22 protein-coding genes are annotated in these 22,488 nt (G+C 38.8%); 6 read left to right on the top strand and 16 right to left on the bottom strand.

From position 1 onward, the window contains the following. Window positions 1–2: 2 nt before the first annotated feature. The 8 genes from msbA to AC5YD2_RS06745 all read right to left on the bottom strand — a co-directional run bounded on the left by msbA (window position 3) and on the right by AC5YD2_RS06745 (window position 6,950). A complete protein-coding gene (gene msbA, locus AC5YD2_RS06780; RefSeq protein ID WP_496125598.1) occupies window positions 3–1,727 on the bottom strand; it encodes a lipid A export permease/ATP-binding protein MsbA in 1,725 nt (574 codons plus the stop codon). Continuing rightward, a complete protein-coding gene (locus AC5YD2_RS06775) occupies window positions 1,727–2,149 on the bottom strand; it encodes an ExbD/TolR family protein (RefSeq protein WP_496125597.1) in 423 nt (140 codons plus the stop codon). Before AC5YD2_RS06775 ends, msbA begins: the two co-directional genes overlap by 1 nt. Window positions 2,150–2,170: 21 nt before the next feature. Continuing rightward, the gene (locus AC5YD2_RS06770) at window positions 2,171–2,794 is read right to left on the bottom strand and encodes a MotA/TolQ/ExbB proton channel family protein (RefSeq protein WP_496125596.1); all 624 of its coding nucleotides are present in this window, start codon (window positions 2,792–2,794) and stop codon (window positions 2,171–2,173) included. Window positions 2,795–2,830: 36 nt separating this feature from the next. Beyond that, on the bottom strand, window positions 2,831–3,724 hold the full coding sequence (locus AC5YD2_RS06765; protein WP_496125595.1) for a ParB/RepB/Spo0J family partition protein: 894 nt from the start codon (window positions 3,722–3,724) through the stop codon (window positions 2,831–2,833). Then, complete coding sequence (locus AC5YD2_RS06760) at window positions 3,721–4,503, bottom strand: ParA family protein (RefSeq protein WP_496125594.1); 783 nt, start codon at window positions 4,501–4,503, stop codon at window positions 3,721–3,723. Before AC5YD2_RS06760 ends, AC5YD2_RS06765 begins: the two co-directional genes overlap by 4 nt. Window positions 4,504–4,527: 24 nt before the next feature. Continuing rightward, window positions 4,528–5,160 (bottom strand): 16S rRNA (guanine(527)-N(7))-methyltransferase RsmG, encoded by a 633-nt coding sequence (gene rsmG, locus AC5YD2_RS06755; RefSeq protein ID WP_496125593.1) that lies wholly within the window; start codon window positions 5,158–5,160, stop codon window positions 4,528–4,530. 87 nt (window positions 5,161–5,247) lie between these two features. Next, complete coding sequence (murU, locus tag AC5YD2_RS06750) at window positions 5,248–5,937, bottom strand: N-acetylmuramate alpha-1-phosphate uridylyltransferase MurU (RefSeq protein WP_496125592.1); 690 nt, start codon at window positions 5,935–5,937, stop codon at window positions 5,248–5,250. After that, window positions 5,937–6,950 (bottom strand): aminoglycoside phosphotransferase family protein, encoded by a 1,014-nt coding sequence (locus AC5YD2_RS06745; RefSeq protein ID WP_496125591.1) that lies wholly within the window; start codon window positions 6,948–6,950, stop codon window positions 5,937–5,939. Before AC5YD2_RS06745 ends, murU begins: the two co-directional genes overlap by 1 nt. A 119-nt stretch (window positions 6,951–7,069) precedes the next feature. Between AC5YD2_RS06745 and AC5YD2_RS06740 the strand changes: the two genes are divergently transcribed. Further along, complete coding sequence (locus AC5YD2_RS06740) at window positions 7,070–9,514, top strand: LPS-assembly protein LptD (protein WP_496125590.1); 2,445 nt, start codon at window positions 7,070–7,072, stop codon at window positions 9,512–9,514. Continuing rightward, complete coding sequence (locus tag AC5YD2_RS06735; protein WP_496125589.1) at window positions 9,514–10,812, top strand: peptidylprolyl isomerase; 1,299 nt, start codon at window positions 9,514–9,516, stop codon at window positions 10,810–10,812. Before AC5YD2_RS06740 ends, AC5YD2_RS06735 begins: the two co-directional genes overlap by 1 nt. Window positions 10,813–10,985: 173 nt before the next feature. Here AC5YD2_RS06735 and hfq read toward each other — a convergent pair whose 3' ends face one another. The 4 genes from hfq to tsaE form a co-directional block, all read right to left on the bottom strand. Next, the gene (hfq, locus tag AC5YD2_RS06730) at window positions 10,986–11,504 is read right to left on the bottom strand and encodes an RNA chaperone Hfq (protein ID WP_496125588.1); all 519 of its coding nucleotides are present in this window, start codon (window positions 11,502–11,504) and stop codon (window positions 10,986–10,988) included. A gap of 89 nt (window positions 11,505–11,593) precedes the next feature. Continuing rightward, window positions 11,594–12,538, bottom strand: a complete 945-nt coding sequence (gene miaA, locus AC5YD2_RS06725) for a tRNA (adenosine(37)-N6)-dimethylallyltransferase MiaA (protein ID WP_496125587.1) — start codon at window positions 12,536–12,538, stop codon at window positions 11,594–11,596. 6 nt (window positions 12,539–12,544) lie between these two features. Next, window positions 12,545–14,554 (bottom strand): DNA mismatch repair endonuclease MutL, encoded by a 2,010-nt coding sequence (mutL, locus tag AC5YD2_RS06720; RefSeq protein ID WP_496125586.1) that lies wholly within the window; start codon window positions 14,552–14,554, stop codon window positions 12,545–12,547. A 4-nt stretch (window positions 14,555–14,558) separates the two neighbouring features. Then, entirely contained in the window at window positions 14,559–15,032 is a 474-nt protein-coding gene (gene tsaE, locus AC5YD2_RS06715) for a tRNA (adenosine(37)-N6)-threonylcarbamoyltransferase complex ATPase subunit type 1 TsaE (RefSeq protein ID WP_496125641.1), read from the bottom strand. Window positions 15,033–15,183: 151 nt separating this feature from the next. On the opposite strand from tsaE, the gene AC5YD2_RS06710 reads away from it, so the two are divergent. From AC5YD2_RS06710 to AC5YD2_RS06700, 3 genes are all read left to right on the top strand, one after another. Then, the gene (locus AC5YD2_RS06710; protein WP_496125585.1) at window positions 15,184–16,125 is read left to right on the top strand and encodes a pseudouridine synthase; all 942 of its coding nucleotides are present in this window, start codon (window positions 15,184–15,186) and stop codon (window positions 16,123–16,125) included. A 105-nt stretch (window positions 16,126–16,230) separates the two neighbouring features. Further along, window positions 16,231–16,536 (top strand): type II toxin-antitoxin system RelB/DinJ family antitoxin, encoded by a 306-nt coding sequence (locus tag AC5YD2_RS06705; RefSeq protein WP_496125584.1) that lies wholly within the window; start codon window positions 16,231–16,233, stop codon window positions 16,534–16,536. 160 nt (window positions 16,537–16,696) lie between these two features. Further along, window positions 16,697–17,137 carry a GNAT family N-acetyltransferase gene (locus AC5YD2_RS06700; RefSeq protein ID WP_496125583.1) on the top strand — a complete coding sequence of 147 codons (441 nt, stop codon included), beginning with the start codon at window positions 16,697–16,699 and terminating at the stop codon, window positions 17,135–17,137. Between the two features lie 47 nt (window positions 17,138–17,184). Here the strand turns inward: AC5YD2_RS06700 and AC5YD2_RS06695 are convergent, their stop codons facing one another. Then, on the bottom strand, window positions 17,185–17,919 hold the full coding sequence (locus AC5YD2_RS06695) for a pseudouridine synthase (protein WP_496125582.1): 735 nt from the start codon (window positions 17,917–17,919) through the stop codon (window positions 17,185–17,187). Window positions 17,920–18,058: 139 nt separating this feature from the next. Between AC5YD2_RS06695 and AC5YD2_RS06690 the strand changes: the two genes are divergently transcribed. Beyond that, window positions 18,059–18,511 (top strand): DUF441 domain-containing protein, encoded by a 453-nt coding sequence (locus AC5YD2_RS06690; RefSeq protein WP_496125581.1) that lies wholly within the window; start codon window positions 18,059–18,061, stop codon window positions 18,509–18,511. A gap of 35 nt (window positions 18,512–18,546) precedes the next feature. On the opposite strand, the gene AC5YD2_RS06685 is transcribed toward AC5YD2_RS06690, so the two are convergent. From AC5YD2_RS06685 to AC5YD2_RS06675, 3 genes are all read right to left on the bottom strand, one after another. After that, the gene (locus AC5YD2_RS06685; RefSeq protein ID WP_496125580.1) at window positions 18,547–20,307 is read right to left on the bottom strand and encodes an SEL1-like repeat protein; all 1,761 of its coding nucleotides are present in this window, start codon (window positions 20,305–20,307) and stop codon (window positions 18,547–18,549) included. A 344-nt stretch (window positions 20,308–20,651) separates the two neighbouring features. After that, a complete protein-coding gene (gene gltS, locus AC5YD2_RS06680) occupies window positions 20,652–21,875 on the bottom strand; it encodes a sodium/glutamate symporter (RefSeq protein ID WP_496125579.1) in 1,224 nt (407 codons plus the stop codon). A 166-nt stretch (window positions 21,876–22,041) separates the two neighbouring features. Then, on the bottom strand, window positions 22,042–22,260 hold the full coding sequence (locus AC5YD2_RS06675) for a hypothetical protein (RefSeq protein ID WP_496125578.1): 219 nt from the start codon (window positions 22,258–22,260) through the stop codon (window positions 22,042–22,044). Window positions 22,261–22,488: the final 228 nt, after the last annotated feature.

The raw sequence follows: 22,488 nt of genomic DNA, 5'->3' as shown, positions 1-22,488 counted from the left end.
GCTTATTCCTCAAAATTTCTTTGATGTAATTGATGATAAGCGCCATGCATCGCCAATAGTTCTGCATGAGTTCCTTGCTCTACAATTTTCCCTTGATCCATTACCACGATTCGATCTGCATTTTCAATTGTCGATAAACGATGTGCAATCACAATCGTGGTTCGACCTTGCATTGCAGCATCAAAAGCGCGCTGAATGAAATATTCAGATTCGTTATCTAAAGCGCTGGTTGCTTCATCTAAAATCAAAATCGGTGCATTTTTCAAAATGGCGCGAGCAATTGCAATACGTTGACGCTGTCCACCCGATAAATTTAAACCTTGTGCGCCCAATGGCGTGTCATAACCTTGAGGTAATGACATAATAAAATCATGTGCATAGGCAGCTTTGGCCGCTGCAATGATTTGCTCATCACTTGAACCCTCAAGCTGACCATACGCAATATTTTCACGCACAGTACGATTAAAGAGTACAACTTGTTGATTGACCATTGATATTTGAGACCTCAACGCTGTTGCCTCAATCTCACGAATATCAATATCATCAAATAGAATCGAACCTGAACTTGATTCTTGATAGCGCACCAACAGATTGACCAGTGAAGACTTACCTGCTCCAGAACGTCCAACTAATGCAACGGTTTCACCGGCATTTACTTTTAAGTTAAAGTTCTGAATGGCATGAAAACCATCTGAATAGATGAGATCAACATTTTTGAGCTCAATATTACCCTGAAGAGTCGGCTTTAAAGTGCCTGCGTTCAGCTCTTCAGGTAAATCCAGTAATTCAAATACTGAGTGAGCTGCCGCCATCCCGCGCTGTAATTTTTCATTAATATCAGTCAACGCTTTAATCGGCTTACTTAACATACCCGCAGCCGTAATATACGCCACGAATTGCCCTGCTGAAGTGTCTTGCATAATTTCTGGACGCAACGCAATCCAAATTACAATACTCAATGCCAATGACATGATGAACTGTACAATTGGGCTGTTTAATTGTTGCACCGCCACCATTTTCAAACCGCGCTTCAAGTTCTCTAAAGAGCTTTCACGAAAGCGGGCTTGCTCATGTTCCTGACCACCAAAACCTTTAACAACCAAGTGTCCATTTACAGTTTCCTGAACCACATGGTTCACATCCCCCATGGTGTCTTGTACTTGATTGGAAAGCTTACGCATACGAGTCGCCGCTTTTCGAATCAGCAACCCAATTAAAGGGGTAAAGATCAAAATACACAGCGTTAAACGCCAGTTTGAGTAAAACAAATAGCCCAACAGACCAATGGTGATCAAGCCTTGTTGTAACAATGTTCTGAGCGATTCTGTCGTTGCAGCAGTGAGCTGCTCAACGTTATACATAATCTTTGCAGTGATATGACCACTGGTATTGTCCAGATAATACTGCGAAGGCAAACGCATCAGTTTAGCGAAGACTTCTTGGCGAATATTAAAAATCAGATTTCTGGAAATGACAGAAGTGTAATATCCACCTAAAAACAAGCCCAGTCCTCGAAAGAACATGAGCAGCACTACTAGAAACGGAAACAGATTTGTAAAGCTTTGATCTTTATTTTGAATGGCATTAATGATGTGCTCAAGAAGCTTGGCAACTGACACTTCTGTAGCAGCATTGAGTATAAAACCAAATACCACAATTAATGCAATTCCCCAGTACTGTTTTAAGTAACTAAGTAGACGCAAATATACTTTAAAATCTTGATTCACTAATAGCCTCTAGTGGGTACTTTAGTACTAATATTAATATTTACAAAGCCAAGTTGTCCTGCAACATCCATCACTCGGATCACGTCTTGATGTGTTGCAGCAGAGTCAGCCGCAATGACAAACATCATATCTTTACGATCATTCGATGCTTGACGAATCGCAGCGCTCAAATCAGGAACTTCTTTTGAAGAAATTGCCTGACCATTGACAGAATAATGTCCAGATGAATCCACCATCACCTCAACCTTATGATTAAAGTCTTTAGGTGGTACACCTTGTGCATCTGGTAAGCTTAAATTTAATCGACTTTGCTGTTGAAAAGTCGTTGTTAATAATAAAATTACCAAGATGAACAGAATACAGTCAATCATCGGTGTCAAATTGATCGTAATATCTTCAACTTCACGACGTTTAAATTTCATCGCACTTCCCTTTACATTATCCTACTTTTGCTGATCGGCTTCAGTATGATTTTGATAAAATAAAGCGGCATGAAATAACGTCGATTGCTGCTCCAACTCTGCAATATATTCTTGCACTAGTCTTTGAAAATAACGGAATGCGAATAATGCTGGAATTGCAACCACCATCCCCGCAGCCGTTGTAATCAATGCTTTTGACAGACCTGGAATCATCATTGTTGGATTGGATCCAACATTGACGTCAAGCATTAGAAATGACTCAATGATACCGACCACAGTTCCAAGTAACCCAAGCAAAGGGGCTACAGCACTAATCGTACCCAGAAAATTGACATTTTTTTCGAGATACATCACTTCTTTAGATGCTGTTGCTTCCATTTGTGCGCGAGCATATGCCTCTCCTTGAGGGGCAGAATCTAACCCAGCCTTTAAAATAGTCGATAAACTGGTGCGCGCCATATGTGGATTATCTAAATCTTTAGTCACCAGATTTAAATCAGTCGCTTTAGACATCATCAAATGTTCTGGTAAAACCAAATTACGCTTTAAACGAATAAAGCGCTCAATCGCAATAGCGACCATAAAAATAGAACAAAGAATGAGTGGTAGCATGAGCCAACCACCCGCTTTTACTAATTCCCACATTTTTAATTCCCCAAAATTAAAAAAAAGTGAATATTTTTAAGCCTTGTCAGATAAGCAAATATTTAAGATTCCATCTAACTCATCTAAAGAATGATAGTGAATAACCAACTTCCCTTTACCTTGCTGATTATGATCAATTTTCACATCCGCACTAAAACGTTCTGAGAGTTTTTGGGTCAATTGTTCTAGATCAGAAGATACTCGAGGCTTCGGTTTATCTTGCTTCGGTGCATTCAAATCGCGCACCAATTGTTCGGTTTGACGTACAGATAAACTTTTTTCAATCACGATTTTCGCAATTTGAATTTGATCTTTTTCTTTCAAGGTCAAAATTGCACGCGCATGCCCCATATCCAATTGACCACGTTGAATATGATCTTTAATTGGATCAGCCAAACTCAGTAAACGAAGTAAGTTACTGACTGTAGTACGCGCTTTACCGACAGTTTCTGCAATTTCTTGATGACTCAAACCAAACTCTTCATGGAAACGCTGAAGTGCCATTGCTTGATCAATAGGGTTTAAATCTTGACGCTGAATGTTTTCAATCAATGCCAACGCAATCGCAACTTGATCCGATAAGTCACGTACAATTGCAGGAACTTCAGTTAATCCCGCAATTTGTGCCGCACGCCAGCGACGTTCACCTGCGATAATTTCGTATTGATGAACATCATCCTCGATGGGACGAATCACAATCGGTTGCATGACACCATGTTTTTTAATCGAAGCCGCTAACTCTTGTAAATCTTCTTCATGAATAAAACGGCGTGGCTGATAATTACCCCGTTTTAAATCTTTGACATGAATTTGTTTGAGTTGACCATGGTCGAGCGCTTGGACTTCTAATTGTAATTTTTCTTTTTGAATAGAACCGAGTAACGCATCTAAACCACGACCTTTAGCCAAGCCTCTTTTTTTTACGGTCATGCTTTACTTCCTTTTTTCACTTTGCTTTTTTTTAACATTTCAGCTGCTAAATTTAAGTAAGCAACCGCACCCTTTGAACTTTTTTCAAAATAAATAATCGGCAAGCCATGTGCTGGAGCTTCGGCTAAACGAACGTTACGTGGAATCACCGTATCGTATAATTTTTTACCAAAATATTGTTCTAATTCATCCGATACATCACGTGTTAATGCATTTCGCGCATCATACATGGTCCGTAGAACACCCACGATTTGCAGATCAGGATTGAGCGCTTGTTGAATACGATCAATGGTTTGAGTTAAGTCAGCTAAACCTTCCAACGCATAATATTCACACTGCATCGGAATCATGACACCATCCACTGCCGCCAAGGCATTAATCGTGATTAAACTTAAACTTGGCGCACAATCTACGACAATATAATCATAGTTTTGTTGAATGGATTTTAAGGCTTCACGTAAAATAAACTCGCGACCCTCTTGATCAGCAATCGCAAGCTCAACACCAGCCAAATCACGGTTTGCACCTAAAACACGATAACCCACATCCGCTTTGATGATGGCAGTTTCAATAGGCACTTCCCCCAATAACACATCGGTTATTGAGTAAAGCATGTCGTTCTTTTGAATGCCTGAGCCCATGGTGGCATTCCCTTGAGAATCCATGTCCACCAATAACACACGTTTTTTTAATACGGCCAATGAAGCAGCTAAATTCACCGCAGTTGTCGTTTTACCTACGCCACCTTTTTGGTTCGCAATAGCAATAATTTGAGCCATGTTAACCCCAATCCCTAGAATTTTTTAAATCTGTTTTAATAAAAGTAAATGGCGCTGTTCATCTAATCGTGGAACTTTTAATTCGATGATGTCACAACTAAACTCGTTTTTATGCAATTCAATTTCATCGACAGGAATTAAACCCTTCATCGAAGCAATGATACTTTTTTCATGCATAAACGGACGTGATGCAGTAATAAAATCAGTTAAAGATGCAAATGCGCGACTGGTAATCACATCGAATTGACCTAACTCGTTAATGCTCTCTTCATTTTCAACACGCGTTTGAACTGCAACTACATTTTTTAATTTTAAGTCTGCAATAAACTGTTTAAGAAACCGAATTTTTTTACCATTTGAATCTAACAGGACACATTGGCGTTCTGGCTGACAAAGGGCAATGATCATCCCCGGCATACCTCCACCTGTTCCAACATCCAACAAGCGACCCTCAGGTAAATCATTCAAAATACTTAAACTATCCAATAAATGCTTCACCAGCATTTCTTTAGGATCACGAATCGCAGTTAAATTATAAGCCTTATTCCAAAGCACCAATGCGTCTTGATACTTCAACAACAATGCCAAAGCTTCATCGCTTAACGACAAACCTAATTTTTGACTACCCTGCTGTAACTCTTGAAAAAAAGGATGCATAAACAGATAACATCTAAGTAAAATTTAAAACAAAGTATACCCATTTATGCATCGTGGAACACTATTTAACGATTAGGGATTACACAGTTAAGCATAGAAGCCATCACGAATTTGCAAATCGAGTTCCATTAAACGTTCTGGCGTTCCTACATCTACCCAGGCCCCTTGCAACTTTTCAGCTGAAACCTGCCCATCTAACATTGCTTGCTTGAGCAGTGGTGCTAATGGACGCTTATCTACCTCTAAACCTTGAAACAATTGCGGATGAATCACTGAAATGCCACTAAACGTGAGATTCTCACCTTCGATTTTTTGATCAAAGCTAAACGCACGACCATTCAATAACGTGAAATCACCTTCAAGATGTTGCTTCGGATTATCTACAAAAACCAAATGTGCAAGATCAGCACCCAGCTTTACATGCCGAAGTGGCTCAAAGTCCATGGTCGTCCAAACATCACCATTGACCAAGATAAAGGGCTTATCACCTAATAATGGCAAAGCATTGATGATACCGCCCGCAGTTTCTAAACCCTCATCTTCACGCGTCCACAAAATTCGAACACCAAACTGAGCGCCATCACCCAGTGTGCCAATGAGTTTATCTGCCAACCAAGCAGAGTTAATCACAATTTCAGTCACACCCATTTTTTTGAGCTTTTCGATATGCCAAACGATGAGAGGTTTGCCTCCCACTTCCAGCAGAGGTTTTGGCGTATACAGTGTCAAGGGACGCATACGACTCCCCAATCCTGCGGCTAGAATCATCGCTTTCATTATGCAACCACCTCATATTGACCAAATTTTTGCTCAAATTTAGCCAATACTCGTGTTTCAATAAACTGCATAAATGGTTGTAATTCTGGGTATGGCTTACTTTCTTCAAGTAAATACCACATCACACGGGGTAAATCTTTTAAATAGCCCGACTTACCATCGCGCTCAAACAAACGAACAAATATACCTAAGATCTTAATATGACGTTGAATCGCCATAAGGTCCGCATCACGCTTGAATTGTTCAAAATCACGGTCTACTTTCGCTGTTTCAGGTAATAGATCATAGAAAGTCTTAAACCAACCATAGACACGATCTGCATTCCACTGCACATAGGCATCACGTGTGATCGAGATCAAATCATAGGTGTCCGCACCGATGACTGCATCCTGAAAATCAATTACACCTTGCTCAGTTTCACCTGCAATTTGCATGAGATTACGACTGTGAAAATCACGATGTACAATCACTTGAGGCTGCGCTACTGCTGCATTGGCTAAAATTGCAAAAGTGCGTTTAATTAATGCCGATTCTTCTTTGGTCAGTTGAATATCCAATGAGGGCAATAACCAATCTGTGAGCAACTCCATTTCACTGATGAGTTTTTCATAAGAATACGTCGGTAAAAACCCTTCACCATTGATCGATTGCAAATGAACAAGCTGTTTAAAGCTTTGTGCATAGTGTTCATCAACAGTTTCTTCATTCAGTAATGTTGAAAGTACGACATCACCAAAATCTTCAAGTAATAAAAAACCATTCTCTAAATCTTTGGCAATAATATGTGGAACACGAACACCATTTTGGTCAAAGAATTCGTCAATGGTCACAAAAGGCACACAATCTTCTTTTTCAGGAGGTGCATCCATCAACATAAATGTTTTATTATTCAAAGTAATTCGTGCATAACGACGAAAACTTGCATCGCCTGCTAAAAAATTGATTTCTGCTTGATCTGATTGTAGAACGGTTGAAATCCATGTTTGTATCAATTGTTCACGTTGTGTATTCATTTGCTATAAATTCTAGTACAGGCTGAATATTTGAAGTGCTAAGTGTAGCCACTTATCAGATTTTTCTCTATGATGCGACAATAATTAATTGCGATTAGCATACTTGGTTAATGAGACAAATGAAGCATCAGTTTAAATTCAATCCTTTAGCGACTGCTATATTGACCTTACTTTGCGGAAGCAATGTATCAAGTTATGCTGAATCCAATGATTTAGCTTCAGAGATAGACAATCAAAAACTTAATTCAGCGATTAAGGAAACGTATCCTGGGCAAAATTTCTTTGAACAATATTATGTCAGTAAAGACTCTCCTGAAGCTCAGGCTAGAAGTACACTTGCGACATCTGCAAAATTCTGTAACAACACTTGGCTCACCCCGATTAGTCCAGAGACCAAAGCTGTTGATGCCGCTGAAGCTACTTCAGTCATTACAGCTGATCACGGTTATTACAATCCAAACGGTGACTCAACACTAGATGGGAATGTTGTTATTGATCAGCAAGGTCGCATGATTCGTGCCGACTCTATTACCATTGATAAAACACAAACTTTTGCTCAAGCCAAAGGCAATGTGCAAATGGCACAATCTGGCCTTCTTGCTCAAAGTGATCAGATTGACTACAACCTTAAAGATCAAACTGGCGAGCTCAACAATAGCTTCTATATTTCAGAAGCAACCCACGGACATGGTCATGCAGAGCATATAGAACGCACTTCTCCCAATGTAATGGTGATGCAAAATGCAACCTATAGCACTTGTCCACCTGAACAAAACCCGACTTGGAAATTACAAGCCAATCAGATTGAAATTAATCAAGATACTGGGCGTGGCGTAACCAAAGGCACTAAACTTTATATTAAAAACACCCCTGTACTGGCAGTGCCCTATTTTAACTTCCCGATTGATGATCGAAGAACCACAGGTCTTTTAACCCCAAGCTTTGGTTTCACGAATGATGGTGGCGTTGAGCTTGCTGCACCCGTTTATTTAAACCTTGCACCGAACTACGATGCAACTATTACCCCACGCTATATTGGTAGTCGTGGCTTGATGGCCGAAGGCGAATTTAGATATTTAACACAAGACTTTGGTGGTGGTCGAATTTGGGGTGGATATTTACCTTCTGACAAAGACTACAATAATGAGGATCGTAAAGATCTACACTACCTCCATAGTTGGAAGATTGATGATCAGTGGTCTACAAATCTTGAATACAACTATGTCTCTGATAAAGACTTTTTTGCAGATTTGGATAACGACCCCAATACCCGAACTGAACTCAACCAAAGACGGGCATGGCAGCTCAATTATGGCAATGGTATTCCGGGACTCCAAGCTCAATTGCGTGTCGAAGATTTCCAGACACTTGATCCTAATTTAGCCGATATTGATCGCCCTTATGCGAGATTACCGCAACTTTTAGTCAATTACACTAAGGGTGACGTTCAGGGGCTAGAATTCGAATTTAATAACGACACCGCTTATTTTAAAAAGAATATCCGTAATTTTGAAGATCAAGCAGAGCCTAATGGTACCCGTATTTATAATGAAATGGCGCTTCGATATAATCTAAAACAACCTTGGGGCTTTGTTGTCCCTGAAGTGTCTGTGCGTAGCTTAAATAATTTCTATGATCAAGATACTGTTGAAAATGCGAACTTTAGATCGAACTCAGAAGATAAATCTGTTGTTGTGCCACAATTTACTTTAGACACAGGTTTAACATTTGAGCGTGAAGGTAAATACCTACAAACGCTCTCTCCTCGCGCTTTCTATGCTTATGCTCCACATCAAAATCAAGATGATTATCCTAACTTTGATTCAACTGCTGCCTCATTAAACTACGATCAATTGTTTAATCCAAAACGTTTTTATGGTCACGATCGCTTAGAAGACAATAACTTCTTGTCACTCGGCCTAAGCTATAGTCTCTTTAGTACAACGGGGTTGGAAAAACTCAGAACCAGCATTGGTCAAAGTTTTTATTTCGATGACCGTAAAGTTACCCTCAATAACAGCCAAGACGATCCATTTAACACAGAACGTCAAACAGGCCCTGTGATCAGCATTGCCAGTCAACTTTCACAAAATTTCAGTGTGAACGCGAATTCGATGTGGATGTCGAATGGTGACAATGCGCAACGTGATTTCCAAGTGTATTACACAGGTAATAAAGGTAATCTTTATAACTTTGGATACTTCAATCGTAGTAAGCTCTTAGATCGTCAAGAGAAATACGATCAGGTGACTGCATCATTTATTCAACCCGTGAAAGACAATTGGCGAATTATGGGTCATGTACAATATGATCTAGATAATAGTGTGGCTCGTGAATATTTACTCGGTGTCAATTATGAATCATGCTGTTGGGGTGTTTCTGTCTATGGTCGTTCTTATTTCAATGACTTAGACGATGTTTCTCTTTCAACAACCAAAGAAAAACGCGCTATTATGGCGGAGTTCACACTCAAAGGACTTGGTGGCTTAAATAGTAAATTAAGCTCTTTACTTGAAAACCGTATTTTAGGTTTTGATAAAGTTAAACAAAATTGGAACCATTAATGAAGATGCAAAATTTAAAACAAATTTTTAAGACAACAGCATTGGCACTTATTATTTCTTCATCAATGCAAACATTTGCCGCACCTAGCGATCAAGTTATCGCGATTGTGGGTAAAAGTGCTATTTTGCAAAGCGATTTGAATCAAGGTATTGCTGAAGCACAACATCAACTTCAGGCGCAAAAAAAAGAAGTACCACCGCGCAATGTTCTTGAGGCACAAATCCTGAATCAATTGATTATGCACCAAGCTCAACTCGAGCAAGTCAAGCGTTATGCGATTCAAGCAGATGAAAAAAGTTTAAATGAAGCAGTTATGAAAGTCGCTGCTCAATCTGGCTCGAAGAACCTAGAAGAATTCCAGCAAAAGCTTGATAAAGTTGCACCGGGCACATATGAGACCTTACGTGAACGTGTAGCTGATGACTTGTTAATCCAACGTTTACGTCAGCAACAAGTCATGTCTCGAATTAAGATCAGCGATCAAGATGTAGAGAATTTCTTGAAATCGCCAGAAGGGCAAGCTGCTGTTGGTGGTCAAGCCCATGTGCTCCACTTCAGAGTTTCAGGGACAGGTTCTGCAGAAGAAATTACGCAAGTTGCCAACCAGCTTAAAGCAGATCTAGCGAATACTAATGACGTAAAAGCTGTTGAAAAGAAATACGGTACCGCGACTATCAAGGTGAATGGTGCTGATATGGGTTACCGTTCATTTTCAGATATTCCATCTGAACTTGCTGCACGTGTAACCCCACTTAACGATGGTCAAACCACTGAAATTATTCAAGCCAAAGACGGCTTACATGTGCTAAAGCTCATCGATCGCAAATCAAATGATCAAAAAATCATTGTGCCACAGTTTCAAACTCGTCATATTCTGATTAAAACATCAGAAGTGGTGAGCCCTGAAAATGCGAAGCAAATGATTGATAGTATTTATAGCCGTATTCAATCTGGAAATGATTTTGCGACCCTTGCATCCACTTATTCGAATGACCCTGGTTCGGCACGTGATGGTGGTAGTTTAGGTTGGGTTAGCCCAGGCATGATGGTTCCTGAATTTGACAAAATAATGCAAAGTGCTGAGGTAGGTAAAGTAAGCCAACCTTTCCAAACCCAGTTTGGATGGCATATTCTGCTAGTCACTGACAAACGTCAACAAGACATGACGAAAGAAACACAATCACGTATGGCACGACAAATTTTAGGTGAGCGTCAATTTGATGCTGAACTAGATAGCTGGTTACGTGAACTACGCAGTAATACCTATGTTGAAATTAAAGGTACTCAGCAAAACTAGATTAATTTATAGACCATATTAAATTTTAAATTAGCTGGTTTGATTGGTTTAAATATTGCTCTTTGAGTATTTAAAAAAGCCCGATAATTTCGGGCTATTTACATATCGTTTCATCATTTAATCTTCATAAAAAAAGACGCCATAAAGGCGTCTTCTTTTTTTATAACAATCAATTAACGATTATTGTCATCTTCTTGAGTGTCATCGAATTTAGTTTCTGCATCGAAACCAGGGGTTGCAGGTGCACCGAAACCACCTTGTTGACCACCAAAGCCACCTTGTTGACCGCCGAAGCCACCTTGACCACCGAAGCCGCCTTGACCACCGAAGCCACCTTGACCGCCGAAGCCACCTGGTTGACCACCGAAACCACCGCCTTGACCGCCGAAGCCACCTTGACCGAAGCCACCTTGACCACCAAAGCCACCTTGACCACCGAAGCCACCTTGGCCAGCAGCAGGAGCGCCAGCAGGAGCACCAGCAGGACGTGGGTTACGTGCAGGCACAACTGTAGAAATCGCATGTTTGTAAACCATTTGGCTTACAGTATTTTTCAAAAGAACAACATATTGGTCAAAAGATTCAATATGACCTTGTAATTTAATACCGTTAACTAAGAAAATAGAAACAGGAATACGTTCTTTACGGAGAGAATTTAAGAACGGATCTTGTAAAGTTTGACCTTTAGACATTTTATACTCCAAAAAATTTAAAATCAGCGCAAAAACTATCTTTATTTTTCAATTAAAATTTATAAAAAAGACAGTGCGTAAATTTTGCTTTATCCATATAAGTTTCGCAAGTCTTCTTGAGCTTGCTTAATTGATAAATAAGTTTTAAAACTGTGCGCTTCTTGCAAAGAACGTAACCATGTGTATTGACGTTTTGCAAGTTGTCGTGTTGCAAACAAGCATTTGTCCTCCATTTCGAGTTTATTATTGTGACCTTTATCACTATTTTTAAGAAATTCTAAAGCTTGACGATAACCGACTGATCTTCCTGACGGCAAATTATCACTTAAATTGTATTTTCCTATTAAATACTCAACTTCATTTAAAAAACCGATTTCCCACATTTTTTGCAAACGAAGTTCAATTCGTTTATGCAATTCTAACCGATCTGGCATCAATGCATAGTTATGAAAATTGTAACGATATGCTGTTTGTTTTGGCTGTTCTGCTTGTAATTGTGTAATTGGACGACCCGTTAATCGATAAACTTCAAGTGCACGGATAATACGTTGCCGATCTGAAATTTTAAATCGCTCACCCGCTAGAGGATCAACGCTTTTGAGCTCTTCATAGACCGATTCCCACCCATTTCGGGCTGCCTGCTGTTCTATTTCTTGTCGGATCGACTCATCGGCAGTAGGTAGGTTATTCGCTAGACCTTCAAGTAGAGCTTTAAAATACAACATCGTACCACCAACTAAAATTGGGGTTTTGCTATTTTCATGAATTTGATCAATGAGTCGTGTTGAATCTTCTACAAATTGTGCAGCAGAATAGACTTCCAAAGGCGTAATAATATCAATCAAATGATGCGGATAGAGTGCTTGCTCTTGTTTCGTTGGTTTTGCAGAACCAATATCCATCTCTTGATAAATTAAGGCAGAATCCACGGAAATGATTTCAAATCCACCACGTTCGTAAAGCTCACATGCCAAAGCTGTTTTCCCACTGGCTGTAGGTCCCATTAAATTGATAACAGGCTGATGGTTCGACATGTACAACTACTCTCCTCGAGCAAATAATTTATCTAATTGTGACAATGGAAATGCACGCCAAGTTGGTCGACCGTGATTACATTGACTGGCAAACTCAGTTTGTTCCATTTGGCGGAGTAAAGCGTTCATTTCAGACAGCCCGAGCAAGCGATGAGCTCTTACTGCACCATGGCACGCCATACCTGCCAAGATTTGGTCTCGCTTCTGTTGCAAAGCTTGAGCTTGATCATTTGGATCTAAATCATTGAGCAAATCGGCAACTAAAGCATTTAAATCTGCTTTGAGTAGAATTGCAGGTACCCCGCGAACAATCACCTGATCATCCCCATATTGATCAATATCCAAACCTAACCGTTCCAGTTGTGGTTTTAAGTCTTCAATACGCGTGGCTTGCATACGTGTAATAGAAATAACTTTTGGAATCAATAATTGTTGAGAAATCCAAAAGTCAGGTTTATCCCATGCCTGTTTCATTTGCTGTAATAAAATACGCTCATGTGCAGCATGCATATCAACAATGATCAAGCCTTCAGTATTTTGAGCTAGAATGTAAATCCCATGTAATTGCGCGATTGCAATTCCTAAAGGGAATTCATCGACCTTAACGACATAGTCAGATTTTTGCTCAGTTTGATCATCTTCACTTTGTTCATTATTTTGATGGGTTTTTAAGGGTGATAAATATGTTTTTAAGGCATTATTCAGTTGCGCTGAGCCTTGATAGCCCGACGCTGAAGATGGCGAACGATATTGAATCGATTGAGGCTCTGAAGAACCAAAGTCTGTAAGAAGCGCATCACCATTTTTTGAAGTCGGTTGAAATGATCCTTGCCCTGTTATTCGCTGACTTAAGTCTTCATTTACACCCCGTTGCTGATTGTTCTTATGCAGTTGGAATTGTTCTTGGTAACGTGGTTGAGCAATCACAGTACCAGTTTCAGCATTTTGCATATCCAGTTTCATTGCATCTGCTAAATCTGCTGAAGCCGTCTGAAATTGAGACAAAGTCTCCTTTGCAAAATGACGTACAAACTCATGCACTTCGCGTTGATTCAAAAAACGAATTTCATGTTTCGTGGGATGCACGTTGACATCAATATTTTCAGGATCAACTTCCAAAAACAATAAATATGCTGCATGCTGATGTCCATGCAAAATGCCGTCATAAGCCATACGCAAGGCATGCGAAATCGTTTTATCTTTAACAATTCGGCCATTCACATAGACATACTGTAAATCGCTCTGCCCACGTGCATCGGATGGATGACCTAACCATCCCGACAAACGCATATTGATACTGTCAGCATCCATCCAATACGCATTTTCAGTAAAAGAACGACCCAATAATTGCTGTACACGTTGGAATCGTAGTTCACCACTATCGGCAACAGGTAAATTCAGCCGAATATTGCCATTATGCTCAAGCACAAAACGAATATCAAAATGTGTGAGAGCCAAGCGACGAACAATTTCTTCAATATGACCAAATTCTGTGGTGGGCTTTTTTAAAAATTTACGTCGTGCAGGAACATTAAAGAACAGATCTTGTACGCGTATATGTGTTCCTTGTTGCATCGCGACAGGTTGAATCTCTTGATGATCAAATGCCGTGCCATTGACTTCTACTTGATACCCCACACCTGAGTCATCGCGACTGCTGGTCAAGGTGAGACGTGATACAGCAGCGATGGATGCTAAAGCTTCACCACGAAAGCCTAAACTGACAATCGAGTGCAAATCTTCAGAGGTTTTAATCTTACTGGTCGCATGTCGCATAACCGCAAGAGGCAAATCTTCTGCATGTATGCCACGACCATTATCAATAATTTCAATTAGGGTGCTACCACCCTGTTCAACACGAATAATCAGCTCTGTCGAGCCTGCATCAATCGAATTTTCCATTAATTCTTTAACGACAGATGACGGACGCTCAATCACTTCACCCGCAGCAATTTGGTTAGCGAGTGCTGGATCTAAGTGATGAATGCGCCTTAAACTGAGTTGCTCATCCTGCATACAATCAACCTGCGTAGTAAGCTTCTAATGCTTCAAAGAACTCCATAGAATTCATTTCAATCGTCACTTTGCGAAGATCGTCTTCGCCTGAGCGTTGAATATTGATAATGACATCCGCTTTAGGAATTTCGTCACCACCTTTAGATGGCCATTCAAATAAAAATAATGCCCCATCGATGTCTAAATAATCACGAATACCCATGAGTTCAAGCTCGTAGGGATCATTGAGGCGATATAAGTCGAAATGAAATACGTCTTTTTGATTAATTTTATACGGCTCAACCAAGGTATAGGTTGGACTTTTGACAGCACCTTGATGACCTAAATTCTGTAGCCAATAGCGCGTTAGTGTCGTTTTTCCTGCACCTAAATCACCAATCAAATAAACCACACCTTGTGCAATATTTTGCCCCAAGAAAACCGCAAGCTTCTGGGTATCGAGTTCACTATTTAGGTCTAATTTAAATGAATACGGCATCACGTTCACAACATAATTCAATTGATCGCGTATAATAACATTTCGTGCGTTTAAAGCCTATGTGCTCATTGCATCATGTTTACTATTCACTGAAATATCATCCAAACTTAAATTCTGTTTAAGTCTCACTCTTCTTTTGAAACATTTGCTCATGTCTACTCCAATCCATTCAAAGCATCCTCTTTTGAACAGTTTAAATATCTACAAACCACCCATGATCGATGGAGTAACTGCGAGCAAAGTTTTTATTCCTAAATCTGCTGAGCCACTTAAGTCCCTCTTTGATTATTTATGTGAACATTTTCAACACATCAATAAAGAAGAATGGAGACAAAGATTTGAAGATCATTTAATTATCGATAGCCAAGGACATGCACTGAATTTAGATACGCCCTATTTATCAGGACAACATATTTATTATTATCGTTTTTTGGCAAATGAAACACGTGTTCCTTTTACTGAAAAAATTCTATTTGAAAATGAAGATCTCTTGGTTGTCGATAAACCTCACTTTCTCACCATCAGCCCCACTGGACAATATGTTCAAGAAACGCTCTTGGTGCGTTTAAAAAAAACCACTGGTAACCCTGATCTGACGCCAATTCATCGTTTAGATCGTGAAACTGCAGGTGTAGTTCTTTTTTCAAAAAGAATTGAAACGCGCGGACTTTACCAACAATTATTCGCGGATAAAAAAGTACAAAAAATTTATCATGCCATTGCACCTTTCCGAGAGGATTTACAGTTCCCTCAAACGATCCAATTGCGAATGGATAAAGGCGAACCATTTTATACCATGCACGTTGTACAAGGTACGCCAAACAGTGAAACGACGATTGAACTACTAGAATATGATCAAAAATGGGCACTGTATCAGTTGAAGCCTTTAACCGGTAAGCAACATCAACTTCGTGTTCACCTGAACCATGTAGGCATACCAATCAAAAACGATTCATTTTATCCCGAAGTTGCACATAAAGCAGAAGATGATTTTTCACAACCTTTACAACTATTAGCCAAAGAAGTTTACTTTATAGATCCTGTGAATTCTACAGCGATGCACTTTTTCTCTGGCTTGGTACTGACGTTATAATTTCATTGTAATGACAATTCATCACTTTTTTATGATAAAACATTGAAATTCAGAAAACTTTGATTAAAATAGCATCTTAAGCATTTAAGTCGATTGGTTGTATTCATGAGAAAAACAGAAGTTTATCAAGTTCGACTTGACTCTCTAGAAAAGAAACATGCTTTTGCTGTATTTAAGCAATTGGGGATTACACCGGCTCAAGCCGTTCGTTTGTTTTTTAAACAGGTTGTACTCACTAAATCAATCCCCTTCGCGATTGAAAATCAAAGTATCAATATGGATCAACTACTTAAGCTTAAAAAATTAAAGCAAGATCAGGATGGTACAGCGACAACGTCTACATCTGATCTGGATGAAGATGATTTCTTTGCTGAACTAAACGCAATCTTAGGTGAAAGTGATCAAAAATAGATTTGAAATTGTGCATGAAATATATTTTTTAATTTATCAATTTCACTAGACTACAAAGACAAAACTTAACAGTGTCGTATTTTTAAACAATTTATTTTCCTTCTATTCTTCAATTTATGATTAGCTCATGTGCATAAGTTTATGTGTAAGGAGCTAGACAGTGATTGTTAGACGTGCCACTTCTGAAGATTTAGAGAAACTTGCTGTACTTTTTGATGAATATCGTCAGTTCTATGGAACTTCTTCCAACCTTCAACAATCTTTAAATTTTTTGACCCAGCGCTTTAGCAATCAACAAAGTGTCATCTTCATTCATATTAAAGATGATGTGATCACAGGCTTTGTGATTTTGTATTTAGGCTTCAATTCAGTGGCTTGTTCAAGCTATTACATTTTAGATGATGTCTATGTCAGTCCACGTTTCAGACGTCAAGGTTCTGCAAAACAACTGATTGATACTGCGATCTTATTTGCACGCCACGAGAAAGCGATTCGTATCAGCCTTGAAACTCAAAAAAACAACTATCAATCCCATCAACTTTACGAAGAAATGGGATTTGTGAAGGATGATGAGTTTCAAACTTACCACTGCTTCCTATAAGCTTTAATTATGTAAGATCAAAGTAAATATCACCTTATATATTTAATTTAGATGTTCAACACGGTCTCATTGGCATCTGAAACTTGATTTTTTGCGGCTTGAATTTGGCTTTCAGTTAGATAAACCCACTCACCTTCTGCCAAATCTTGCAGTTTAAGCAAGCCGATTTGTTGACGATGTAGCTGTTCGACCTTGTTGCCGACTGCTGCCAACATGCGTTTTACTTGATGATAAACCCCTTGATGAATGGCCATTTGCATTTCATGTTGATTAATTCGCTTAACATCCGTCGCTGCAAATACCGCTTTTTCATTTCGCAGTTCTACACCATGTTTTAATTGCAACAATTGCTCATCTGTTACAGGATCAGCAGTCTGCATTCGGTAGACTTTAGGTACATGCTTTTTAGGATGCGTCAGTGATTGTAAAAAATGACCATCGTCTGTCAATAAAAGTAAGCCTGTCGTATCTTGATCGAGACGACCAACACACTGTAGCCCTCGCTCTAACAGCATAGAATCAAATAAATCGAATACACTAAAATGATGCGTGGCCTGGTGCGAACACTCATAGTCCACTGGTTTATTGAGTGCAATATAGACTTTTTCACGATATTGATAACTTTGCCCAGATACGCTGAACTTTAACTGATCGAGCTTTAATTTTAATTTTGGATCTGAAACAATTTCACCTTGAATTTGAACTGCACCATTTTTAATGAGATTTTGACAGTGTTTACGCGAACCAAAACCTTGTGATTGCAACATTTTTTCTAAAATCATGATATTTACCTAAAACCTGTGTGAACTTAGAAAACTTCCAAAATATTGCACATCTTTTTTGTGTACAGCACTTCATCAGCGAATCAGTTAAACTATTATAACTTTCTCGCATTTAACTGATAAGCCTCGGACACGATATATGTCGCAATTAGATCTTAATTTAATCGTTCTGATCATTCTTTTGGCTTGTGGCATCTTTAGCCAAAATACTGCTGTGACTATCGCTGTCGCCGTTTTAATTGTATTTAGAATCACACCGCTCAATGAATATTTCCCCCTGCTTCAACAGCACGGTTTAAATATCGGGATTATTATCCTTACGATTGGTGTATTAACGCCGATTGCCAGTGGTGCTATTCCAGGTAAAGACATTTTAAAATCATTTATGAGCTTAAACTCCATTCTTGCCATTGGTATTGGTTTACTCGTCGCATGGCTAGGTGGTCGCGGTGTGGCTTTAATGGCAAATCAGCCTAATATTGTCGCAGGTTTATTGATTGGTACGGTGGCTGGTGTTGCGATCCTACGTGGAGTACCAGTAGGACCGCTGATTGCAGCAGGTATTCTCTCCCTACTTATTGGTAAAATGTGATTGGACTATGCTACTTATTAGACCGTAATGAAGCACTATTGCTCTATATTATGCAAAAAATCGACAGCTTCTTTTACCCCTTGATCACCTGCCAATTTCAGCCAATATCCAGCCAACTCCTTATTTTGTTTTACAAAGTCACCATTACTGTACATTAAACCTAAATGGTATTGTGCCAATGGGAAATTGTTTTGCGCTGCTTTATGCATCCAATGGAAAACCGGTTTCTCCTCATCTTCTTGTCCACAAGCGCAGCTCTGACTAATGAGAATCATTGCGATATTAAATTGTGCCTCTGCAATATCTGACTTCGCAGCAATTTTGAAATATTCAAGTGCTTTTTCTTGATTTTGCACGACACCCCAACCATGGAAATATAATATTCCATAATTTAAATATGCATGTGCGTGATTGGACTTTAAGGCATTTTCTAATAATGCTTTAGCCAAATCATATTGCTCCAATTTGATATAAACCAAAGCTAAATTTACTTCAGAGTTTGTATTACCATTGTGAATCGCTTTTTTATACCAAGAAATTGCATTTTCTAAATTTGACTCGACTCCCAATCCTTTTTCGTACAATACCCCCAAAGAATGTTGAGCTACTGCATTATCTAATTCTGCAGCTTTCTGATAAATTTTATATGATTGTTTATAATAAGGTGCTTCAAGGAGCCCTCCATTATAGTATTCGGCGAGATTAAGCATTGCATTGATATGATTTTGATCCGCTGCTTTTTCATACCATTCCTTTGCTTTAATCCGATCTTCTTCAACCACATGACCAATGAAATACCACCATCCCATTTCAAATTGAACATCAGGGTCATTTTTACTTAGACCTTTTTCCAACCATTGCAAAGCTTTAGTTTGATCTTTTTCAACATATATTCCTTCACTATAAAATTTTGCTAATGCAATAATTGACTCAGCATGATCTTGTTCTGCTGATTTTAAATACCACTGATAGGCCTTTTCTAAGTCTTTATGGTTATCGTTTTTTTCATATAGTTGAGCCAAATAATACTGAGCAAAAGCGTCGTTATTTTCTTCAGCACCAATGCTCAGCCACTTTTTTGCAATCTGTAAATTTTCAGGAATTCCATATCCACCCATATAGATATATGCTAGATAGGGCGCTTTCTCCTGATCAAAGTCTTTACCTAAAGACTCAAATAATTGAGTGGCTTTTATATAGTTTTCGTCTTTATATTCTATTTTCGCTAACTCTAAGATTGCATGAGGGTTCCCTTTTTTAGCGAGTAGGCTCGCATATTTACGCGATTTTTCTAAATTCACCTGTACGCCCAAGCCCTCACGGTACATATAAGCCAAATAAATTTGAGCACTCTCATCTTTCATTTCCTCTGCTTTGTTGAAATACCTAAAAGCTTGGTCATGACTGTTATCCAACTCTGGATGCCTAAGATAAATTAATCCTAAATTGTAAGCTGCTTTAGGGTGCTCTAATTCAATTGCTTTAGAATAATTTTCTATTGCTAATGCTATATTTTTTGGGACATCAAGTCCTTCAGAATAAAGCTTCCCCAAGTTATAGTATGCAGAAGCATTGCCCGAACTCGCAGCCATCTGCATATAATTAAGCATTTTATTTGCATCTCTTGGAATATCTTTTCCTGACCAGTACATTGCTGCCAACTGTAACTGAGCTTGATCATCTCCAGATTGTGCCCTTTGATCTAATTCAATTATCTTCTGATCAATTGATTGTGCATTTGATATTGTTTGTAAACACAATAGTGTCGTAAAAATGGTAAGTTTTATAAATTTCATTGTTTAAACAGTCACTTCAAATATTAATTGTTAATAAGAAAATTTTTACTTTTATAAATCATATAGCTATCGATATATTAACATTCAAATCAGTTAGATTCAGCTTTTGACTTATATTCTTTATTTTTACCTAAATCTTATTAAATATGTTTTAATACCCTCAGTGTGAGATGAGCCTCTTACAGTATGTGAGCTTGACTCATATACGACTAGCCCCTAACCATGGGGCTTTTTATTGCCTAAAAATAAAAAAGCACCCTAAGGTGCTTGATGATCGCTCTAAAAATTAATCATATACAAGTAAATAGATCAGCTGTATTCACAATAGAAGATTAAATACGATATTATCCAAAAAAACCAATGATGGTTTGAATCACCACAGCATTGACTATATCAATAAAGAAAGCTCCACAAAGTGGAATGATTAAGAATGCTTTATGTGATGGTCCATAGGTATTGGTCACGGCTTGAATATTGGCAATTGCTGTGGGAGTCGCCCCCATACCAAAGCCACAGTGCCCTGCTGCCAATACGGCTGCATCGTAATTTTTACCCATAATTTTAAAAGTAACAAATGCAGTAAATAGAATCAGAACTAATGTTTGAACAATTAAAATCGTAATGAGTGGTCCTGCCAAATCTGCGAGTAGCCAAAGTTGCAGTGAGAGCAATGCCATGGATAAATATAAGGATAGAGATGCATTTCCAAAAACATCAATCGCTCGGTCAAAGATATTGACTTTAAATACATGCTCCAGCATATTTCTAACCACTACACCTGCCCCTAATGCCCATACAAATGTAGGCAACTCAAACCATTGACCCTGACTAAAATCAGTCATTACGTTGGCAAAATAAATACACAGAGCAAACATGCCAAGTGTAGTGACTGCATCGGTTGCTGTAATGAGTCGGGTTTTCTTTGGATGTTCAAAAGGAGCTGTGTTGCTTGTCTCATCAAGTTGTTGCTGGTTTAAATCCTCTGTAGATTTTTCAGCGAGTTGATGACGCTTAATTAAAAATTTAGCGACTGGACCCCCCACTACACCACCAATAATTAAGCCAAACGTGGCACTGGCCATACCGAGTACGATTGCACCTTGTATACCATGTTGGTTTTCTAAGACTGCACCCCAAGCCCCTGCTGTGCCATGACCACCTGTCAGTGTAATTGAACCCACAATTAAGCCGATCAGTGGGTCAAGCCCCAGTACCGAAGCTAAACTCATGCCGACTGCATTTTGCACCAGTACAAACATGATCACACAGAGGAGAAAGACTAAAAGTGATTTTCCACCTTCTTTGAGTTTGACAAAATCCGCACCTAGACCCACCGAGGTGAAGAACATCAGCATTAAGATGGTTTGGATTTGTGCGTCAAAAGTGGTACTGATATTAAAAAACTTATAAAGTACAAATGCTGTAATAGCCGCAACCAAACCACCAATGACAGGTTCAGGTAAATTGTAGTTCTTAAAAAATTGTATTCTATTGACCAAATAACGTCCAATAAATAGAAAAAATACAGCAATGACGATAGTGCCAAAAGCGTCTACTTCGAAATGCATAGTTTGCTATCCATATTATTTTGTTCACTTTTTAGCAAGATTATGGATTTTCTTCAGCTAGAAAAGTGTAACCCTTATTCTATATTTTTATTTTGAAATATATGTATGCATAAAAAAAAGCCATCACGTTCTACGTCATGGCTCATTTTTAATTCATAGAAACAACTTATTTTTTGATGTCGTACACCCAATTATAAGCTTGTTTATCTGTAGTGGTTTCACAGACATAGTAGTCATGATCCCAAGCATCTGGATGGAAAATTTCCTTCTTGATGTAATTCACATTCTTACCTTTTTCGACACAGACAAAGCTATCGCCTTGGTCTTTGACTTGAGTTCCGTTGAGGAAACCACCAATACAGAGGAATCGGGATTGTTTTGCCATTTCGTTTACTTCAACTTATCTTCACTTATCAATGCGTGGATTAAACGATGCATTGAATGAACTGTAAAGTAGTATTCAGACTCTACCTATCTTCTTGGTATCTTTTGATCATAAGGCTTAATTAAACCCATGCCATTTTGATCGTAATAGCGTTGTCGGTCATACTCAGACATATTAACGGTATCTCGCTTTGTCTTTAGATAAGGATCCTTGCCTTCATCATATTTT

Source organism: Acinetobacter sp. CY73, assembly GCF_059515865.1.
This window is presented reverse-complemented; position numbering and strand designations above follow the sequence as displayed.

Coding starts and splice junctions, on each gene's coding strand:
- tsaE (WP_496125641.1), bottom strand. CDS start 15,032: ATGCCGTATTCATTTAAATTAGACCTAAATAGTGAACTCGATACCCAG.
- AC5YD2_RS06705 (WP_496125584.1), top strand. CDS start 16,231: ATGAGAAAAACAGAAGTTTATCAAGTTCGACTTGACTCTCTAGAAAAG.
- AC5YD2_RS06770 (WP_496125596.1), bottom strand. CDS start 2,794: ATGTGGGAATTAGTAAAAGCGGGTGGTTGGCTCATGCTACCACTCATT.
- gltS (WP_496125579.1), bottom strand. CDS start 21,875: ATGCATTTCGAAGTAGACGCTTTTGGCACTATCGTCATTGCTGTATTT.
- AC5YD2_RS06760 (WP_496125594.1), bottom strand. CDS start 4,503: ATGGCTCAAATTATTGCTATTGCGAACCAAAAAGGTGGCGTAGGTAAA.
- AC5YD2_RS06685 (WP_496125580.1), bottom strand. CDS start 20,307: ATGAAATTTATAAAACTTACCATTTTTACGACACTATTGTGTTTACAA.
- AC5YD2_RS06710 (WP_496125585.1), top strand. CDS start 15,184: ATGTCTACTCCAATCCATTCAAAGCATCCTCTTTTGAACAGTTTAAAT.
- AC5YD2_RS06740 (WP_496125590.1), top strand. CDS start 7,070: ATGAAGCATCAGTTTAAATTCAATCCTTTAGCGACTGCTATATTGACC.
- AC5YD2_RS06690 (WP_496125581.1), top strand. CDS start 18,059: ATGTCGCAATTAGATCTTAATTTAATCGTTCTGATCATTCTTTTGGCT.
- murU (WP_496125592.1), bottom strand. CDS start 5,937: ATGAAAGCGATGATTCTAGCCGCAGGATTGGGGAGTCGTATGCGTCCC.
- AC5YD2_RS06695 (WP_496125582.1), bottom strand. CDS start 17,919: ATGATTTTAGAAAAAATGTTGCAATCACAAGGTTTTGGTTCGCGTAAA.
- AC5YD2_RS06735 (WP_496125589.1), top strand. CDS start 9,514: ATGAAGATGCAAAATTTAAAACAAATTTTTAAGACAACAGCATTGGCA.
- rsmG (WP_496125593.1), bottom strand. CDS start 5,160: ATGCATCCTTTTTTTCAAGAGTTACAGCAGGGTAGTCAAAAATTAGGT.
- AC5YD2_RS06745 (WP_496125591.1), bottom strand. CDS start 6,950: ATGAATACACAACGTGAACAATTGATACAAACATGGATTTCAACCGTT.
- AC5YD2_RS06765 (WP_496125595.1), bottom strand. CDS start 3,724: ATGACCGTAAAAAAAAGAGGCTTGGCTAAAGGTCGTGGTTTAGATGCG.
- hfq (WP_496125588.1), bottom strand. CDS start 11,504: ATGTCTAAAGGTCAAACTTTACAAGATCCGTTCTTAAATTCTCTCCGT.
- miaA (WP_496125587.1), bottom strand. CDS start 12,538: ATGTCGAACCATCAGCCTGTTATCAATTTAATGGGACCTACAGCCAGT.
- AC5YD2_RS06775 (WP_496125597.1), bottom strand. CDS start 2,149: ATGAAATTTAAACGTCGTGAAGTTGAAGATATTACGATCAATTTGACA.
- AC5YD2_RS06675 (WP_496125578.1), bottom strand. CDS start 22,260: ATGGCAAAACAATCCCGATTCCTCTGTATTGGTGGTTTCCTCAACGGA.
- mutL (WP_496125586.1), bottom strand. CDS start 14,554: ATGCAGGATGAGCAACTCAGTTTAAGGCGCATTCATCACTTAGATCCA.